Origin of the sequence: Campylobacter sp. TTU-622 (assembly GCF_016598965.1) — a bacterium.
Classification (GTDB): domain Bacteria; phylum Campylobacterota; class Campylobacteria; order Campylobacterales; family Campylobacteraceae; genus Campylobacter_D.
In genome coordinates, this window is sequence record NZ_JAENKR010000166.1 from 1 (window position 1) to 1,146 (window position 1,146).

General features: G+C 31.2%; 1 pseudogene. It reads left to right on the forward strand.

Features of this window, described 5'->3' with window-relative positions:
* Positions 1-1,146: pseudogene (locus tag JG677_RS08225) on the forward strand (autotransporter outer membrane beta-barrel domain-containing protein); the annotation flags it as partial.

Genomic DNA, 1,146 nt, shown 5'->3' on the forward strand with positions numbered 1-1,146 from the left:
ATGGTGCTACTATAGATACCTTCACTAATGAAGGCACTATAGGAAATGGTGTTTCTAAATTTGGTATCACAGTTTGGGGAAAAGATGGATCTAAATCTACAATCAATAATTTTAGCAATAGTGGAACTATAAGTTCAAACGCTGGTGAAGCTATTTATCTTGGTAATACTGAGATTAAAACATTTACTAATAGTGGGACTATTAGTAGTACTACTAAACAAGGGATAAATATTGCTAGTGGATCAACTATAGATAATTTTAGCAATAATGGCACCATTCAAGGTGGAAGTAATACAGCTAGTATTAACTTAGGAGCTGATAAACAAAATGGTGTTACTATAGAAAGCTTTGAAAATAGTGGCATTATAGGAAATGGTTCTTCTAAATATGCAATCACAACTTGGGGAAAATCTGATAATAAATCTACAATCAATAATTTTAGCAATAGTGGAACCATTCATTCGAACAATGGCGAAAGTATTTATCTTGGTAATACAGAAATTAAAACTTTTAACAATAGTGGAATTATAAACACTAATAGTACTTTTGGAGTAAATATAGCTAGTGGAACAACAATAGATAATTTCACAAACACTGGAACTATAAAAAGCACAGGAACTATACAGCCTACTGCAAATGTGAATGTTTCAACTGGCGTATATTTACAAGGTTTAGTAAAAACTTTTACTAATGAGGGTTTAATTTCTGGTATTATGGGAATTAAATTAGTTAAAAGTTCTATGGGAACTTTTATTAATAAAGGTACTATAGAATCAACTAGTAGCAATACTATTGCAGCAGGAATTTCCCTTGCAACTTATTACGGAAGCCCTTCCACTATTGAAAATTTAACTAATGAAGGTCTTATTAAATCAAAATCTAATGGTATCCAAGCTGAAGCTGGAAATTATATTAATACTATTATTAATAAAGGCACTATAGAAGCTGATTTAAATGGTATAACTTTTTATGCAGCATCTGATGGTTCTAGTGGTGAAATCATGAAACTAGGAAGAATTATCCTAGAAAATGGTAGTAGCATTAAAGCTGGAAATAATGGTATTAATATAGATGGAACCTCTAAAGATATAGAAGCTGAAGCTATTGAAGTTCAAAGTGGTGCTGTTGTAGAAGGTGGTAATTCTG